Here is a 15,896-nt window from a genome sequence, read left to right as displayed (position 1 = left end):
CGGCCTCACCAAGTAAGCACCACCCCCGCACCACCCAGCAGCACCACGCAGGGCCCGCCCCCACCCCGGGGACGGGCCCTCACCCCGTTCCCGGGGTGGGGGCGGGAGGACCGTTCGTCAGGCGTCGCGGGCCGCGGGCAGCGCGCCCAGCATCAGCTTCTCGGTGGCCCGCAGGTAGCGTTCGGCGGCCGCCTCCGCCTCCTCGGCCGAGCCGTCCGCCACCGCCCGGACCACCGGGGCGAGCCGGGCCGCTGCTTCGGCCGGGTCCTCGAAGGGGCCGCGCAGGGCGCCGCGGACCGGGAGGTAGGCGTTGAAGAGGGTGTTGGTGAGCAGCAGGTAGACCCGATTCCCGGTGGCCCGGGCGAGTTCCCGGTGGACCTCGATGTCGGCGAGCTGGGCCGCGTCGCCGTCGGGGGCCGCGGCCACCGCGTCGAGCAGTTCCGCCAGGCGGGCGGCCTGCCGGGCGGTGCGCCGGACGGCCGCGCGGCGGGCGATCAGGGCACCGATGTGCCGGCGCACCTCGAAGATCTCGGTCAGCCAGCCGCTGTCGCGGGAGGCGAGCATCGGCAGCAGGTCCGCGCCGCCGACCCGCAGGAAGTCCCGGACCCGGGTGCCGATGCCGTGCCGGGTGCTGAGCAGTCCGGCCTGCTCCAGCCGGGAGAGCGCGTGCTTGAGGGTGGTGCGGGTGACGCCGTAGCCGGCCGCCAGCTCGCGCTCGGGCGGCAAGAGCTCGCCGGGCCCGTGGGTACCGTCCAGGATGTCCTCGCGCAGCCGGAGTTCCAGTACGTCGACGACGGACCGGCGGGCGATGATCTCGGGGGGCACGGGCGGGTCTCCTCGGCTGCGCTGGACTACCGGAGTGGCTCAGCCACCCGGTGACCGGAGTCAACCGGGTGGCCGAGCCCCCGTCAAGCCATCGGACGACGAGCCGTCGAACCCTCAGTCACGACGACCGCCGGCCCCGACGACCAGCGGCCCCAAGACCCTGCGGCCCTAAGACTCCAAGACCCCACGGCCCCACGGCCACGCGGACCAACCGGTCCCGCCGGACCGGCCGGCCGGCGCTCAGAACTGCTGGACGAAGTACGGCGAGACGCTCATCCAGCCGTTCGCCGCCGCCCCGTTCAACCGCCCGGAGCTGTTCTTGGCCAGGGTGTACCAGGAGTCGACGTAGTCCGGGTCGTCGGTCCACCAGGAGCTGGGCAGCGCGGCCAGGACGGCGTTCACCAGCGGGATGTAGGTGCCCTGGTCGGCGATGGTGAGCAGGACGGCGGTGATCGCCTGGGCCAGCGCCAGGTAGTTGGTGTCGCCGTCGTCCTCCATCAGCACGACGTCGGCCAGGTTGTACTTGTAGTTCGACCAGTTCACCAGGATCTGGTTGGGGTAGTAGACCGTGCCGTCGTAGTCGAGGTAGGGCATGGTGACGGAGTCGACCCGGGCCTTGCCGTCCTGGCCGAAGCCGGTCACCAGGGCGAACATCTCGGCGCCGCCCTTGAACCAGGGCTCCTCGTCGTCCGAGACCTCGATCGAGTCGACCTTGGTGGCCCACCAGCCCGCGGCGGCCGTGGAGGTCTGCCCGGCCGGGGAGGTCTGCGCGGCCGGGGTGTTGAGGCCCTTGCGGGCCAGTTCGTCACCGATCAGCTTGAGCCCGGCGGCCGTGGTCCGGGCCGAGTCGAGGTCCACCAGGTAGACCGGCTGCGCGGGGAGGGTCCGGGCGTCCAGGGTGTGGGTGCGGCCGGCCCGGTCGTAGGCGGTGACCGTGGCGGCGTGGTCGTCGCCGACGGCGGCCGCGACCAGCGGTTCGGCGCCCGCGTCCAGCGCGGCCCGCATCGACGGGTCGGCCAACTGGACCCGCAGCAGCGGGCCGAGGTCCAGGCCGAGACCCTTGGCGCCGGCTATCCGGCGGTCGGCCTCGGCGACGGTGGCGGCCAGTTGCCGGGCGGCCGGGGCGGTGGCGCGGCCGGCGAGCGGGCTCAGCTCCACCGCGCCGGTGGAGACCCCGGCGCGGACCTGGGAGCGCCACCCGGTGTCGCTGAGCGAGCGGGCGAGGTCCTGCGCGACCTGCTGCTCGATCCGGGTGACCTTGGCCCCCTGGGCGGCGGTCGCGGCCGGGGCGGGGGCGTGGACGGGGGCGGCCGCGGCCTGACCCGCGGCGAGGGTGAGCAGGGAGAGGACGGCGACCGTTAAGGTGCCGCGCCGGGCAAGGGACATGGGGATCTCCTGATCGGTGGGGGGAGGGCGCCGCCGTGGTCCGGCAGCGTCCCGCTCAGTGAACCGCGTACATGACACGGCATCAATAGCGCACGTCAGCCGCGCTCGACGGCGGCCCGGGAGACCGCCGACGACAGTGCCATGATCGTGAGTTGCGGGTTGACCCCCGGGCAGCCGGGGAGTCCCGAGGCGTCCGCGACCAGGACGCCCCGGACCCCGCGCAGCCGGCCGAGCCGGTCCGCCGGGGCGATCGTGGGGTCGGCGCCGAGCGCCACGGTGCCGCTCGGGTGGAAGGCCGAGAGGTGCAGGTCCCGTGCGGTGGTTCCGGCCAGCAGCCGGTCCAGCTCGCCGGTACTGCGGGCCCTGGGCGTGCGCGGCAGGCCGGTGAGCACCTCCTCGGCCCCTGCGGCGAACAGCAGTTGACCCATCGCGGCGACCGCGCGCAGCAGGGTGCGGCCGTCGGCCGGGTCCAGCCGGTACGTCAGCAGGGGGCGCCGGCCGCCGCGTACCCGGCCGCCCGGGCGGTCGGCGATCATCGCGCCGAGCGTGGCCAGCCGGTCGGCCGACTCCAGCTCGGCGCGCAACTCCCGCCCGAGGCCGGGCAGGACGAAGGAGCCCATGCCGGGTGGCGGGGCGGTCGCCTCGATCAGGATGCCCTGCTCGTGGAACTCCTCGACCCCGGCGCTCTGCAGCACGGCGGGCCCGGCGGCTACCGGCTCCGCGAACCGCCCGGCCACGCTGGTCGCCGGGTGGACCGCGAGGTTGCGCCCGGCCATCGGGTGCCCGCCCAGGCCCGAACGGCGCAGCAGTGCAGGGGATTCCAGGGCGCCGGCGGCCACCACCACCAGCGGCGCGAGGATCTCGAAGATGCTGCCGTCCGGGCGCCGGACGGCGACGCCGGCGGCGCGGGGGCCGCCGGGCCGGTCCGGGTCGACCAGGATCCGTACCACCCGGGCGGAGGTGATGATCCGGGCTCCGGCGGCGCAGGCGTCGGGCAGCACGGACAGCTGGACGCTCTGCTTGGCACCGGCCGGGCAGCCCACCACGCACTGGCAGGAACCCTTGCAGCCGGGGGCGTTGCGGCGCAGCGGGCCGGCCCGCCAGCCGAGTCGCTCGGCGCCGTGGAGGGTGAGCAGGCCGTTGCGGCCGAGGACGCCGAGCGGCTGGGTGGCCACCCGCAGGGTGCGTTCGATCTCGTCCAGGTCGGCGCCGAAGGCCGCCCGGTCGGCGAGGTCGAGTCCGTGCCGGGACCGCCAGCGGTCCAGGACGTGGTCCGGAGTGCGGTAGCAGGTGCCGGAGTTGACGACGGTGGTGCCGCCGACGGCGCGGCCGGTGGGGAGCAGGACGGGCGGGTTGCCGGCGAGGACGGTGGCGCCGCCGTCGCGGTACAGCTCGGCGAAGCGGTCCAGCGGGGCGCGGCGGCCGAATTCGGCGGTGGTGTGGTGCCGGCCCTCCTCCAGGACCAGGACCCGCAGGCCGCCCCGGGCGAGGGTCCGGGCCGCGACGGCGCCGCCCGCGCCGGAGCCGATCACCACGGCGTCGGCGGTGGCGCGGTCGGGCCACTCGGCGGACGGCAGGCAGTCCAGCGGTGGGTCCGCGGGCGCGGTGGTGATCGGTGCCGGCGGCCGGTGGTGCAGCATCCGTTCGGTGCCGGCGGCCAGCAGGACCGGCACCTTGAGCACGTCGAGCAGCGGCAGCAGGGTCGGGCGGGCGGTCAGCGAGGCGAGGACGGCCTCGCGGCGCGGTTCCGGGAGGCGGTCCAGCCGGGCGCCGGTGCGCAGCAGCGCGTAGGTGTCGAGTGCGGTGGCCGCGGCGCCGAGCCCGGCGCGGGCGGGGGCGGGCAGCGCGTCGAGCAGGCTGTCGAGGCGGTCGGCGGTGGCGGCGGGCCAGGGCTGGCGGCCGTCGTCGGCGAGCAGGGCGGCGACCAGGCCCCGCCGGCTGCGGCTGCCCGCGCGCGTACGGCTGCCGGTCCGGGTACGGCGGCGGGGGCTCATCGGGTGCCCACCTCCGCGTGCGCGGTGCCGTCCAGGGTCCACTCGCCGTCCGGGTGCCAGCGGCCCCACCAGCGTTCGACGGTGATCCGGGCGTCGGCCGCCTCGCTGTTGCGGCACACGGCCTTGCTGCCGTCCGGGTCGGTGTACTCGAGGGTGACGGTGCGGTCCTCGGGCTGGCGGACGGTGACGGTGATGCGGCGCAGTGCGGTGCGGCCGGTGACGCTCCACCCGGGGAGTCCGATCCTGGCCCGGAAGGCGCCGAGCGCGGAACCGGTGCCGCGCCGCGGCCAGCTGCGGCCGTTGCGGAGCAGCCGGAGGAAGACCAGGGGCGGCAGCCGGCGCAGGCCGGGCCGGTTGGCGACGGCGGCCACCACCTCGAGGACGTCGCCGCCGCCGAGGTCGGCGTGCAGCCAGGCCCAGCGCCGCGCGTTGCCGTGGCCGTAGATCCGGGCGGTGGCGCCGGGGGCTTCGTCCAGCCGGAGTTCGCCGCCCGGGTGGGTCACGGTGCCGGTGTAGCGGGAGGTGGCGGCGGGGAGCATGTGCGCGGCGGGCAGCAGCGGCCGCCGCCAGGCCCAGCGCGGGAAGGTGTGCAGCGGCGGGCCGGTGAAACGCTCGGTCAGGTCCCAGCTGTACGGGCCGGCCTTGCCGCGCAGGCGGTCGGCGGCGGAGTCGGGGGACGCGGAGTCGGGGGGCGCGGTGTAGCGGGCATGTCCGGGCTCGGCGCCGGGCGGGAAGTGGGCGATCCAGCCGTGGCTGCGGACGGGCGATCCGTCGGCGGGGGCGGTCAGTTCGTGGTGCAGCCACAGGCCGGTGCCGCTCGCCGGGTCGGTGAGGGTGGTGTACCAGACCTCGGTGCGGCCGGGGGTGCCGTCCCAGCGCGGTGCGAGATCGGTCTCCGGCAGGTCGGGCCGGGCGAAGCGCCAGCTGCGCAGGAACGGGAGCAGGGCGGTGAGCGGGAAGCGCAGGGTGCCGCGGCCGACCTCGCGGCCGTCCTCGGCCAGGGTGAAGGGCAGGACGGTCATCGAGGTCAGCGGCCGGTACGGACTGACCGACTTCCAGCCGTCCAGGGTGAGCCGGCGGCCTTCGGCGGCGAACTCCAGCCGGTAGCGGATCCGCCGCCGGGCCACCGGGGAGATCTCCAACTCCCCTGCCGCTGCCGGGTCGTCGGCCATTCCGTCGATCCGTGCCCGACCGTGCAACCGGGCCTCGGTGGTGCGGTGCGGCAGCAACACCCGGTCGGCCCGGACGGTGAGGTCGAGCCGGACCGCACGTACCCCGGCCTCGCCCGCGAGCCGTACGGTCCCCACCATCCGCTCGTCGAACGCCGTGCCGCGCCGGGGCAGCGTCTTCATCGAACTCTCCCGTTCCCATGATTCAGTGGCTGAGCCACTGAACCACTGGGCCGACCCGGCGTCAATCCCCTCGCCCGCCCGGGAATCGGCCGACTACGGTGGGGCCGGTGACGGATCCCCTGCGCACGCACCCCGCAACCACCTCCCCCGGCCCGCGGACCTGCACCTGCTTCGACCAGTTCGAGCCGGGCCGCCGACGGCGGGTCCGCTTCCACCCCGAGCAGCAGGACACCTCCGCGCCGGGCTGGCTGCGCCTGCTCGACCTGATCGAGGAAGCCGCCACCGACGGCCGGGAGGTCTTCCGGCCACTGGCCGGGCTCGACCCGCAGGAGCGGGAGCAGATCGTCACACTGCCGCCGACCATCGCCCGCCTGACCGCGGTGCGCACCCTCAACCTGTACGGCAGCCGGCTGGTCCGGATCCCGCCGGAGATCGGCGCGATGACCGCGCTGCGCGAGTTCGTCCCGTACACCTCGTACCGGCTGCACTGGTTCCCGTACGAGCTGACCCGGTGCACGCTGCTGCGGTCGAGCACGGTGAGCACCCGGGCGCTGTACGGCAACGAGAAGGTCCGCCCGCCCTTCCCCGCGCTGCGCGGTGGGCCGCACCCGGTCGGCGAGGTCGATCCGGGGGTATGGGGCGGCGGCGCGCTGCGCGCTTGCAGCGTCTGCGACCGGCCGCTGGACGGCTCGGAGGTCCGGCAGGTGTGGGTCTCGCTACGGGTGGCCACCGATGTGCTGCCGCTGCTGGTGAACGCCTGCTCGGCCGCGTGCGTGGCGGCGCTGCCCACGCCGCCCGCCGGCCACCTCGCCGAGCCGCACACCGGCGGCCCCGCGCTGGCGCAACCGCCCGCCGACTACTGACCGGCGCTCGGCAGCCCCAACTCCCGGACGAGAGCGCCGGGCTGGCGGGATCACCCGCGCGAGGGGCCGCCGATGGCCGGCCGGGCAGGGGTGCCCGGCTGCCTCAACTCCCGGACGAGAGAACCAGGATGGAGAGTTCCCCGGCGCGACGCGGCAGCTCGCACCGGTGCAGGCCGGCCTCGGCGAGCAGCGGGGTGAGCGTGGCGACCTCGGCGGTCGGCGCGAGGACCAGGAGCCGGGCGGCCGGGGTGGTCATCGCCGTCCGGAGGGTCCGCAGCACCCGCAGCGCCACCTCGGCGTCCTGCGGCACCCGGCCGAGCAGGTAGACGTCGGCGCCGAGCGGGACGTGCTCGGCCGCATCGCCGCCGATCAGGGCGCAGCGCCGGTCGACGCCGGCGGCCCGGAGCGGCTCCCCCGCGCCGTCGATGACCAGGGGCAGGTCGAACAGCGTGCCGAGGGCCTGCGGGTGCTCGGCCAGGACCGCGGCGAGCAGCGCACCGGCACCGCCGAGCACGTCCACCACATGCCGTGCGGAGGTGAAGTCGTGTGCGGTCAGCAGCAGTTCGGTGGCCGGGGTGTCGGCGGCGGTGGTGGTGTGCACGGGTACCTCCAGGGCGTCGGACGTCTGCCAGCACAACGAGGACGGGCCCCGAAAGTCGCTCGGGAGCGGCGAACGCCGGAACGGCGGTGACCGGTACCGGGGCCGATCCGGTACCGCTCACCGCCGCTCGCGCCGCCAGCGGCAAGCCGCCGGCCGTCACCCGCCACCCGTCAGCCGGCGGCGTGCACCAGCTCCCCGCCCACCCAGGTGCGCAGCACCCGGGTCGCGGCGATCTCCTCGGCCCGCCCGGCGAACGGGTCGCGGTCCAGCAGCACCAGGTCGGCCAGCGCGCCCGCCCGCAGGGTGCCGGCGTCGTCGTGGCCGTTGACGTGCGCGGATCCGGCCGTGTAGGCGGTGAGCGCGGTGCCGAGGTCGAGCCGCTGCTCCGGGAGGAAGACCCGGCCGTCGGTGGCGCCGGGCTCCATCCGGTTGACCGCGACGTGGATGCCGGCGATCGGATCGGGGCTGCTGACCGGCCAGTCGCTGCCGGCCGCCAGGGTGGCGCCGGAGCGCAGCAGGTCGCCGAAGGGGTACTGCCAGCCCGCCCGCTCGGGGCCGAGGAACGGGATGGTCAGCTCGTCCATCTGCGGTTCGTGCGCCGCCCACAGCGGCTGGATGTTGGCGATCGCGCCGAGCGCCGCGAACCGGGGGACGTCCTGCGGGTGGACCACCTGCAGGTGGGCCAGGTGGTGCCGGGTCGCCCGGCGCCCGTTGGCGGCCCGGGCGGCCTCGACCGCGTCGAGCGCCTCGCGCACCGCGCGGTCGCCGAGGGCGTGGAAGTGCACCTGGAAGCCGAGCGCGTCCAGTTCGGTGACGTACGAGCGCAGTGCGACCGGGTCGACGAAGCTGAGGCCGCTGTTGGCGGTGGCGCAGCCGCAGCCGTCCAGGTAGGGGGCGGTGAGGGCGGCGGTGAAGTTCTCGGCGATGCCGTCCTGCATGATCTTCACCGAGGTGCTGCGGAACCGGCCGTGGGTGGCCTCGGCCCGGCGGGCGACCAGCTCCGGGATCTGCTCGGCGCCGCGTTCGCGCTCCCACCACAGGGCGCCGGTGACCCGGGCGGTCAGGGTGCCGGCCCGGGCGGCGGCCAGGTAGGCGTCGCTGGGGTCGGGCTGGCCGTTGAAGACCCCGAGCAGGGCGTCCTGCCAGCCGGTCACGCCCAGCGAGTGCAGCAGCTGCTGGGCCCGCAGCAGGCCGGCCAGCCGGTCGGCGGCGGTGGTCGGCGGGACCAGCCGGGCGACCAGGCCGGTGGCGCCCTCCTGGAGCATGCCGGACGGCGTGCCGTCCGGCTCCCGCTCGATCCGGCCGTCCGCCGGGTCCGGGGTCTCCCGGGTGAGGCCGGCCAGCTCCAGCGCGCGGGTGTTGGCCCAGGCGCCGTGGTGGTCGCGGTTGAGCAGGTAGACCGGCCGGTCGGGGACGACCGAGTCGAGCAGCTGCCGGGTGGGCCGGCCGCCCTCGAAGCTCTCCATCGACCAGCCGCTGCCGGTGATCCAGGCCCGGTCCGGGTGGGCCTCGGCGAAGGCCCGGATCAGCGGCAGGTACTCGGCCGCCCCGACCGTGCCGCTCAGGTCGCACTCGCCCAGCTCGGTGCCGCCGTACACGGCGTGCAGGTGGGCGTCCTGGAAGCCGGGCACCAGCATCCGGCCGGCCAGGTCCACCACCTCGGTGCGCGGGCCGATCAGTTCGCGCACCTCGTCGTGGCCGACGGCGGTGATCCGCTCGCCGGTGACGGCGAGGCTGGTGGCCCTGGTCCGGGCCGGGTCGGCGGTGAAGATCGGGCCGCCGGTGAGGACCAGATCGGCGTGGGTCATGGTGGGGCTCCAACGGTGCGGTGGGACGGGTGACTACAGGATCGGGCCGGGCGCTTCGCCGTCGCTGCCGGCGCCGGTGCGGAAGAACGCCGAGCGGCGTCCCCAGCGGGCCCAGGCGGCGACCGGCAGCCCGCTGCCGATCATCAGGACGGGGACCAGCAGCTGGAACCAGCCGTTGTCGGCGTTGAGTTCGAAGTGGTCGGCGGAGTCGTACAGGCTCCAGGCCAGGTAGCCGCCGACGGCGAGCAGCACCACCGCGCCGAGCAGCGGTCCGACCACCGCGCGCAGCGCCTCGCCGAGCGGGCCGCGGAGCAGGTGCCGGAAGCGGACGGCGGCGGCGACGGCGGTGAGCGCGTAGTACAGCGCGACCACGATGCCGATGGCGTTGACGGCGGCGTTGATCAGGTCGGTGACGGTCGGGATGACCAGCGAGGCCACCGCGACGACGGAGGCGATCGCGGTGATCAGCACGGTGCCGGTGACGGGGGTGGCGTAGCGCGGGTGGATCCTGGTCCAGACCGCGCCGAGGGTGCCGTCGCGGCCCATCGCGTAGGTGCCGCGGGCGGTCGGGATGACGTTGGCCTGCAGCGAGGCGACCGCGGAGAAGGTCAGCGCGATCAGCGGCAGGGCGGCGAGCGGCTGGTGGGCCAGCTTGTTGCCGAAGTAGGTGAGCCCCTGGGCGCCGTTGTCGGCCAGCTCGTCCAGCGGCAGCACGCGCTGGAAGGCGGTGCCGGCGAGCAGGAACAGCAGCAGCATGGTGACCAGGGCGATCATGCCGCCGCGGGAGGCGTCCTTCGGTTCGCGCACCTCCTCGCCGACGCTGAACACCGACTCGAAGCCCCAGTAGCAGAACACCGCGAGCACCATGCCCTGGGCCAGCGCGCCCATCGAGGGGATGTCGAACGGGTTGTACCAGGACCAGGAGAAGGGCTGGTCGCCGGCGAACAGGCCGTAGCCGCAGAAGCCGAGCAGGACCAGGTACTCGAAGACCAGCAGGTACTTCTGGAGCCGGGCGGCGAGGCCGAGGCCCCGGATCGCGACGGCGGTGACGACCGCCAGCACCACCAGGCCGATCAGGGTGGTCTGCAGGTTGGAGTCCGGGTCCAGCGCCAGGCCGAAGAGGCTGTGCAGGCCGGCCTCGCCGGCCAGCTGGATCAGCGCGGAGCCGGTGACGGCCGTGGTGTAGGCCATGAACACGATGGTGCCCACGGTGTTCACCCAGCCGGTGAGGAAGCCCAGCCAGGGGCTGAGCGTGCGGCCGACCCAGGTGTACGAGTTGCCCGCGTTGGGCTCGACCAGGTTGAGCCGGCCGTACGCCCCCGCGATGCCGAGCACCGGGAGGAAGGCCAGCAGCATGATGGCCGGCAGGTGCAGCCCGACCACCGCCGCGGTCAGCCCCAGGCCGATCCCGATGCTGGAGGTGGCGGCCGTGCTCGAGGCGGCGATCGCCACCCCGTCCATGACGCCGAGCGACTTGCGCATCGTGGTGTGCCGCACGTCGCCGCCCTGCCCGGCGCCCTGTCCCGCGCCGGCTCTCGCCTCGTCCTTCGCCACTGCTGCCAACGGACCACCGCCTTGACCGTGGGGGCCGCGTCGGGCCCCGGTGGCTGGCCATGAAACTCCTGGGGGCCTTTTCCGGTCAATGGCGTTGTCATAAGGTGACGCGACCGGAAGTGCCCAGGCAGCCGCACCGACCCCAGGAGCGCAGCGCGATGAACGACCGAGTCGTCCCGGAACCCGAGCGCCGCCGGCGCCGCCCCACCAAGCAGGGCACGGTGCTCTCCGCCGAGGTGATCGTCTCCACCGCGCTGCGGCTGCTGCACCAGCACGGCTCGGAGGCGCTCACCGTGCGCCGGCTCGGGGCCGCGCTGGGCGCCGACCCGAGCGCGATCTACCGGTACTTCCACAGCACCGACGACCTGCTGCTGGCGATCGCGGACGAGCTGATCGGCCACGCCCAGCGCGACTGGCGGGCCACCGGCGACTGGCAGTCCGACCTGCGCGGGATCGGCCTGTGCCTGCACGCCGCCTACCAGGCGCACCCGCAGGCCGCGCTGCTCGCCGCGTACCGCACGACGGGCCGGGCGAACGAGACCCGGGCGGTGGAGACCATCCTCGGCATCCTGCGCGGCGCGGGCTTCCCGGACCAGGAGGCGGTGGCGATCTACCACGCCTTCGTCGACCAGGGCCTGGCCTTCGCCGCCCAGGACGCGGCCGCCGCCGCCCTGCCGGACGCCGCCCGCGCGGCCGACCTCGACGTCTGGCGCCGGCACTACGCCCGGCTGTCCCCCGAGACCCATCCCCACATCGCGGCCACCGCCCGGCTGCTGGTCACCGACATGCGCCGCAGCGGCTACCCGCTCGCCCTGGACCTGCTGCTCGCGGCCGCCGCCGACCGGCTCGGGCGGCACCTGGCCGCGCGGCCCTGATTCCCCCCGCCGCCCTGGACGGCGGCGGCGGGATCAGGCGCCGGTGGTGCCGTCGACGGCCTCGCGCAGCAGGTCGGCGTGGCCGTTGTGCCGGGCGTACTCGTGGATCAGGTGCAGCATCACCAGGCGCAGCGACACGTCCTCGCCCCACCGGGCCTGGTGGCCGAGCACGTCCAGCGACGCGGCCTCCCGCTCGATCCGGCGGGAGTGCTCCACCTCGGCCTGCCAGGCGGCGAACGCCTCGGCGCGGGTGGCCGTGCTCGCGTCGTAGGCGACCTGGTAGTCGTCCTGGTCGGAGTGGACCAGCGGGATCGACTCACCGTTGATCACCCGCCGGAACCAGGTGCGCTCCACCTCGGCCATGTGCCGCACCAGGCCGAGCAGCGAGAGCGTGGACGGCGGGCTGGCCTGTCGGCGCAGCTGCTCGTCGTCGAGGCCGTCGCACTTCATCGCCAGCGTGGCGCGGTGGTAGTCGAGGAAGGCGCGCAGCGTCTCCCGCTCACCGCCGGTCAGGGGCGGCCCGATCCGTTCGGTCGTCATTGTGATCCCCCTCCACCGCTGCCGACCTGGTCGAGTCAGGTCTACCAGAGGGCACCGGCCGGGTAGGACGGCGGCCCCGGAGCGGCGGGCCGGCGGGTGCCGGTCGCTCGCTCCGGGGCCGCGGCCCGGATGCCCGCAGCGGTCAGACGTTGACGCCGTAGTCGAGCGCGATGCCACGCAGGCCGGAGGCGTAACCCTGGCCGATGGCGCGGAACTTCCACTCGTTGCCGTACCGGTAGAGCTCGCCGAACACCATGGCGGTCTCGGTGGAGGCGTCCTCGGTGAGGTCGTAGCGGGCGACCTCGCTGCCGTCGGCCTGGTTGACCACCCGGATGAAGGCGTTGCGCACCTGGCCGAAGCTCTGCCGGCGGGCCTCGGCGTCGTAGATCGACACCGGGAAGACCACCTTGACCACGCCGGGCGGGACCGCCGCCAGGTCGACCTTGATCTGCTCGTCGTCGCCGTCGCCGCCACCGGTGAGGTTGTCACCGCTGTGCTCGACCGAACCGTCCGGGCTGCGCAGGTTGTTGTAGAAGACGAAGTGCTGGTCGCCGAGCACCCGGCCGCTCTCGTTGCACAGCAGCGCGCTGGCGTCGAGGTCGAAGTCGGCGCCCGTCGTGCCCCGGACGTCCCAGCCGAGGCCGACGACGACCGCGGTCAGCCCGGGGGCCTCCTTGGTCAGCGAGACGTTGCCGCCCTTGGCGAGCGTGACTCCCATGGTGTCCTCCTGCTTCCTCGTGCCGGGCAGCGCACGCCCGGCACCCTCGATCTCGCGCAGTGCTGAATCTACAGCACTGTAGATCGTGCGTGAATCGACCTGACCGGCCGGGCCGCTGGTGTGCCGTCAGGCCCCCTCCGGCCGGCCGGGCGTCCGCGCTCAGCCGTACGAGAGGTCCGTGCACGAGTCGTCGGCGGCGGACCGGATGGTGCCCAGCGTGCCGCCGCCCGGCCGGCCGAGCAGTCCGGGCGAGGCGGACGGCGCGCCGCCGAGCGGGGTGACGGTCACCGCGTCCCGTCCCAGCACCAGCACCACGCCCGGCTGCGGCGCGGCCTCCAGGACGGCCCCCGGGAAGAGCGCCGCCACCGACCGGGCGGCCGCCGCCTGCCCGGGGCCGTACCGGACGGCGGTGGCCGTTCTGGCCGCCTCCGGGGCGGCGCCCGCCACCGGCCGCGAGACGCTGTACCCCTGCGCGGCCAGCGCGTCGACCGCCCGTGCCACCAGCGCCCCGGCCGAGCCGCCCAGGCCGCCGACAGGGGCGCCGCCGAGGCCGTCGCGGACCTCGACCGCGATCCCGCGCGGGGTCGGCGAGGCGCTCGCGGAGGGGCCGAGCGCACCGTCCGGCCCGTCCAGCGGGCGGTCCGCACGCAGCGCCGCCCAGAGCAGTCCGGCGTCCGGCTGGACCAGCGCCACCCGTGAACCCTGGTAGCGCCAGGGCACGGTGAGGAACCGGGCGTCGGCGAGCCCGATCTCGCGCAGCGACAGCGCGAAGGAGAGCAGCTTGGCGGCGGAGCCCAGACCCGGGTCCACCACCAGCGCGCCGGTGGCGGCGTCGGCCAGCGGCAGCAGCGCCGCCGGGTTCATCCCGGCGCCCTTGACCTCCCTCAACAGCGCGCCCAGGAAGGCCTGTTGCCGCTTGGTGCGGCCGATGTCCGAGCCGTCGCCGATGCCGTGCCGCAGCCGGACGTAGTCCAGGGCGGACTGCCCCTGCACCCGCTGTTTGCCCTTCGGGAAGAGCAGCCGCCCGGGCTGGCCGAGGTTCGGGTTGAGGTCGCCCTCGTGGACGGCGTTGGGCAGGCAGACCTCGACCCCGCCGACCGCCTTCGTCATCGCGGCGAACCCGGCGAAGTTGACCACGACGGTGTGGTCGATCCGCAGGCCGGTCAGCCGCTCCACGGTGTTCTGGGTGCAGGCCGGGTCGCCGTTGTCGCCCCCGCCGACCTCGAAGGCGCTGTTGAAGGTCGCCCCCGTCCGCAGCTTGGTCCAGGTGCCGTCCGGCAGCCGGCAGGGCGGGATGTCGACCAGCGAGTCGCGCGGGACGGACACCCCCACGGCGTGCCGGTGGTCGGCGTACACGTGCAGCAGGATCGTGGTGTCCGAGCGGGCGCCGCCCTCCTCGCCGCCGCCGAGCTCCCGATTGGCGCCCAGCCGGGAGTCCGAGCCGATCAGCAGTACGTTGACCGGGACCCGGCCCTGCGCGTCCGGCGCGGTCGGGGCCGGCCGGTCGCTGCTCAGCGCGCCGCTGTCGAAGATCCGCAGGTTCCCGTTGAGCCGGTGGTAGACCAGCACGCCGGCCAGCAGCACCAGCGTGAGCGCGCCGGCCACGGCCCAGAGCACCAGCTTGCGACGGCTGCCCCGCCCCACCATCCGCCCACCCCTTCACCGAACCACGCCGAGCCGAGCCGAGCAGTGCCGAGCACACCGAGACGAGCGGTCGAGACGAGCACACGAGACGAACCGCGCCGGCCGGGCCGGACGGGCCGGACGGGCCGGACGGGCCGGACGGGCCGGGCCGAGACCATTTGGGAGCATACCCGGTCAACTCAGACATCTCTCCCCGCCGTGACCCCGCCCGGCCACCGTGGCGGCAGCGCCCGGCACCGCACCTCACGGGCCCTCAGTAGGATGACGAAGCGCCCCGGCAGCCCGGAGCCGCGGGACCGGAGGGAGCAGACGCCGTGCACGACACCGGCACAGACCAGGGACCGGCCACGGCCGTGGCCTTCCCACGGGTGCGCCGGCGCGGCCAGGGCGAGCTGGAGGCCCAGGTGCTCGCGGTGCTGCGGACGGCCTCCGGCCCGGTCACCGCCGGCTGGGTGCAGCAGCAGCTGGAGGGCGGCCTCGCCTACACCACCGTGATGACCATCCTGTCCCGGCTGCACGCCAAGAAGGCGGTCTCCCGCAGCCGGACGGGCCGCTCCTACCACTGGCTGGCCGCCTCCGACGCGGCCGGGCTGGCCGCCCTGCGGATGCGCCGGGTGCTCGACACCCAGGCCGACCGGGACGCGGTGCTGGCCAGCTTCGTCAGCGCCCTGCTCCCGCAGGACGAGGAGCTCCTGCGGGCCCTGCTCGACAGCGCGACGGACGGATCCGAGGCCTGAGCCGTGGGCGTGTTCGTCTTCCTCCCGCTCGTCCTGCCGCTCACCGCCCTGCCCGTCGCCCGCCTCGCCGAGCAGCACCTGCACCCCCGGACCGCCGCCCGCCTGCTCACCGCGATCGCCGCCGTGATGGCGGCCAGCTGCGCGATCAGCCTGTGCCTGCTGTTCGTGGTCGGCACCGCGCACCTGGCCGGCAACCCGCTGCCGGACACCTGGTCCGACCCCGAGGTCCGGGACGCCGTCCCGTACCACCGCACGGTCGGCAGCGCCGCGATCGTCGCCCTGCTGGCGGTGCTCGTCGCCTGCGCCCGGACCGTCCGCCGCCACCTGCGGGTGCGGGCGCACAGCCGCGAGGCGCTGCGCGGGCTGCCGGCCGGGGAGGCGGTCGCCGTCCTGCCGGACGAACGCCCGTACGCCTACGCGCTGCCCGGCGCGCCCGGCCGGGTGGTGGTCTCCACCGGCATGCTGGCGGGCCTCACGCCGGAGGAGCAGCGCGTCCTGCTGGCGCACGAACGGGCCCACCTGACCCACCGCCACCACCGGTACCTGCTGGCCACCCAGCTGGCCGCCTGCGTCAACCCGTGCCTGCGCCCGCTGCGCCAGGCCGTCGCGTACAGCACCGAGCGCTGGGCCGACGAGGAGGCCGCGCAGCGGGTCGGCGACCGGCGGCTCACCGCCCGCGCGGTCGCCCGGGCGGCGCTGATCTCCGCGGCGCCGGGCGCCGGCCCGCACGGCGCCGGGCTGGCCGCCTTCGCCGCACCCGGGCCGGTGCCCCGCCGGGTGGCCGCCCTGCTCACCCCCGGTCCGTACACCAGTGGCTGGCCACCGGTGCACAGCCGGACGGGGCTGGCCACGGTGGTCGCGGCGGCCGGCACCGCGGCCTCCGCGATGTCCTCGCTGAACGCCGCGGTCGCCCTGCTCCTGCTGCTGAAGGCGGCCACCCCGCTCTGAGCGGCGCGGGCCGTGCCCCGGACCAGGACCCCGGCCGGCGCCCCCGGGTCA

Annotated in this window: 14 protein-coding genes; 4 read left to right on the top strand and 10 right to left on the bottom strand. The window is 75.5% G+C overall.

Annotated features, from left to right (window positions below):
* Positions 1 to 117: 117 nt before the first annotated feature.
* From ABT014_RS30050 to ABT014_RS30035, 4 genes are all read right to left on the bottom strand, one after another.
* Positions 118 to 825: a FadR/GntR family transcriptional regulator gene (locus ABT014_RS30050; protein WP_350642383.1), complete on the bottom strand. Its 708-nt coding sequence runs from the start codon at positions 823 to 825 to the stop codon at positions 118 to 120.
* A gap of 240 nt (positions 826 to 1,065) precedes the next feature.
* A complete protein-coding gene (locus ABT014_RS30045) occupies positions 1,066 to 2,211 on the bottom strand; it encodes a DUF3103 family protein (RefSeq protein WP_350642381.1) in 1,146 nt (381 codons plus the stop codon).
* Positions 2,212 to 2,306: 95 nt separating this feature from the next.
* Positions 2,307 to 4,205: a GMC family oxidoreductase gene (locus ABT014_RS30040; protein WP_350642379.1), complete on the bottom strand. Its 1,899-nt coding sequence runs from the start codon at positions 4,203 to 4,205 to the stop codon at positions 2,307 to 2,309.
* Entirely contained in the window at positions 4,202 to 5,557 is a 1,356-nt protein-coding gene (locus tag ABT014_RS30035; RefSeq protein WP_350642378.1) for a tocopherol cyclase family protein, read from the bottom strand. Before ABT014_RS30035 ends, ABT014_RS30040 begins: the two co-directional genes overlap by 4 nt.
* 107 nt (positions 5,558 to 5,664) lie before the next feature.
* Here ABT014_RS30035 and ABT014_RS30030 point away from each other — a divergent pair, with 107 nt between their 5' ends.
* Positions 5,665 to 6,420, top strand: coding sequence for a leucine-rich repeat domain-containing protein (locus ABT014_RS30030; RefSeq protein WP_350642377.1), 756 nt, complete (start codon positions 5,665 to 5,667; stop codon positions 6,418 to 6,420).
* A 103-nt stretch (positions 6,421 to 6,523) separates the two neighbouring features.
* Here ABT014_RS30030 and ABT014_RS30025 read toward each other — a convergent pair whose 3' ends face one another.
* The 3 genes from ABT014_RS30025 to ABT014_RS30015 form a co-directional block, all read right to left on the bottom strand.
* Positions 6,524 to 7,021: a methyltransferase gene (locus ABT014_RS30025; RefSeq protein WP_350642376.1), complete on the bottom strand. Its 498-nt coding sequence runs from the start codon at positions 7,019 to 7,021 to the stop codon at positions 6,524 to 6,526.
* 170 nt (positions 7,022 to 7,191) lie between these two features.
* Positions 7,192 to 8,829, bottom strand: coding sequence for an amidohydrolase (locus tag ABT014_RS30020; protein ID WP_350642375.1), 1,638 nt, complete (start codon positions 8,827 to 8,829; stop codon positions 7,192 to 7,194).
* 33 nt (positions 8,830 to 8,862) lie between these two features.
* On the bottom strand, positions 8,863 to 10,383 hold the full coding sequence (locus tag ABT014_RS30015; RefSeq protein WP_502895128.1) for an APC family permease: 1,521 nt from the start codon (positions 10,381 to 10,383) through the stop codon (positions 8,863 to 8,865).
* Between the two features lie 158 nt (positions 10,384 to 10,541).
* On the opposite strand from ABT014_RS30015, the gene ABT014_RS30010 reads away from it, so the two are divergent.
* The gene (locus ABT014_RS30010) at positions 10,542 to 11,258 is read left to right on the top strand and encodes a TetR/AcrR family transcriptional regulator (RefSeq protein ID WP_350642374.1); all 717 of its coding nucleotides are present in this window, start codon (positions 10,542 to 10,544) and stop codon (positions 11,256 to 11,258) included.
* 33 nt (positions 11,259 to 11,291) lie between these two features.
* Here the strand turns inward: ABT014_RS30010 and ABT014_RS30005 are convergent, their stop codons facing one another.
* The 3 genes from ABT014_RS30005 to ABT014_RS29995 form a co-directional block, all read right to left on the bottom strand.
* A complete protein-coding gene (locus tag ABT014_RS30005; protein ID WP_350642373.1) occupies positions 11,292 to 11,798 on the bottom strand; it encodes a DinB family protein in 507 nt (168 codons plus the stop codon).
* 142 nt (positions 11,799 to 11,940) lie between these two features.
* Positions 11,941 to 12,516: a TerD family protein gene (locus ABT014_RS30000; RefSeq protein ID WP_350642372.1), complete on the bottom strand. Its 576-nt coding sequence runs from the start codon at positions 12,514 to 12,516 to the stop codon at positions 11,941 to 11,943.
* Positions 12,517 to 12,675: 159 nt separating this feature from the next.
* The gene (locus ABT014_RS29995) at positions 12,676 to 14,163 is read right to left on the bottom strand and encodes an LCP family protein (RefSeq protein ID WP_350642371.1); all 1,488 of its coding nucleotides are present in this window, start codon (positions 14,161 to 14,163) and stop codon (positions 12,676 to 12,678) included.
* A gap of 350 nt (positions 14,164 to 14,513) precedes the next feature.
* On the opposite strand from ABT014_RS29995, the gene ABT014_RS29990 reads away from it, so the two are divergent.
* A complete protein-coding gene (locus ABT014_RS29990; RefSeq protein WP_502895127.1) occupies positions 14,514 to 14,897 on the top strand; it encodes a BlaI/MecI/CopY family transcriptional regulator in 384 nt (127 codons plus the stop codon).
* 3 nt (positions 14,898 to 14,900) lie between these two features.
* Complete coding sequence (locus ABT014_RS29985) at positions 14,901 to 15,845, top strand: M56 family metallopeptidase (protein WP_350642369.1); 945 nt, start codon at positions 14,901 to 14,903, stop codon at positions 15,843 to 15,845.
* Positions 15,846 to 15,896: the final 51 nt, after the last annotated feature.

The sequence above is a fragment of the Kitasatospora sp. NPDC094015 genome (genome assembly GCF_040304075.1).
Lineage (GTDB): Bacteria > Actinomycetota > Actinomycetes > Streptomycetales > Streptomycetaceae > Kitasatospora.
This window is presented reverse-complemented; position numbering and strand designations above follow the sequence as displayed.

Bases quoted from the DNA above. Each gene is read 5' to 3' on its own strand.
- ABT014_RS30045 (WP_350642381.1), bottom strand. From the start codon at position 2,211: ATGTCCCTTGCCCGGCGCGGCACCTTAACGGTCGCCGTCCTCTCCCTG.
- ABT014_RS30040 (WP_350642379.1), bottom strand. From the start codon at position 4,205: ATGAGCCCCCGCCGCCGTACCCGGACCGGCAGCCGTACGCGCGCGGGC.
- ABT014_RS30035 (WP_350642378.1), bottom strand. From the start codon at position 5,557: ATGAAGACGCTGCCCCGGCGCGGCACGGCGTTCGACGAGCGGATGGTG.
- ABT014_RS30020 (WP_350642375.1), bottom strand. From the start codon at position 8,829: ATGACCCACGCCGATCTGGTCCTCACCGGCGGCCCGATCTTCACCGCC.
- ABT014_RS30010 (WP_350642374.1), top strand. From the start codon at position 10,542: ATGAACGACCGAGTCGTCCCGGAACCCGAGCGCCGCCGGCGCCGCCCC.
- ABT014_RS30005 (WP_350642373.1), bottom strand. From the start codon at position 11,798: ATGACGACCGAACGGATCGGGCCGCCCCTGACCGGCGGTGAGCGGGAG.
- ABT014_RS30000 (WP_350642372.1), bottom strand. From the start codon at position 12,516: ATGGGAGTCACGCTCGCCAAGGGCGGCAACGTCTCGCTGACCAAGGAG.
- ABT014_RS29995 (WP_350642371.1), bottom strand. From the start codon at position 14,163: ATGGTGGGGCGGGGCAGCCGTCGCAAGCTGGTGCTCTGGGCCGTGGCC.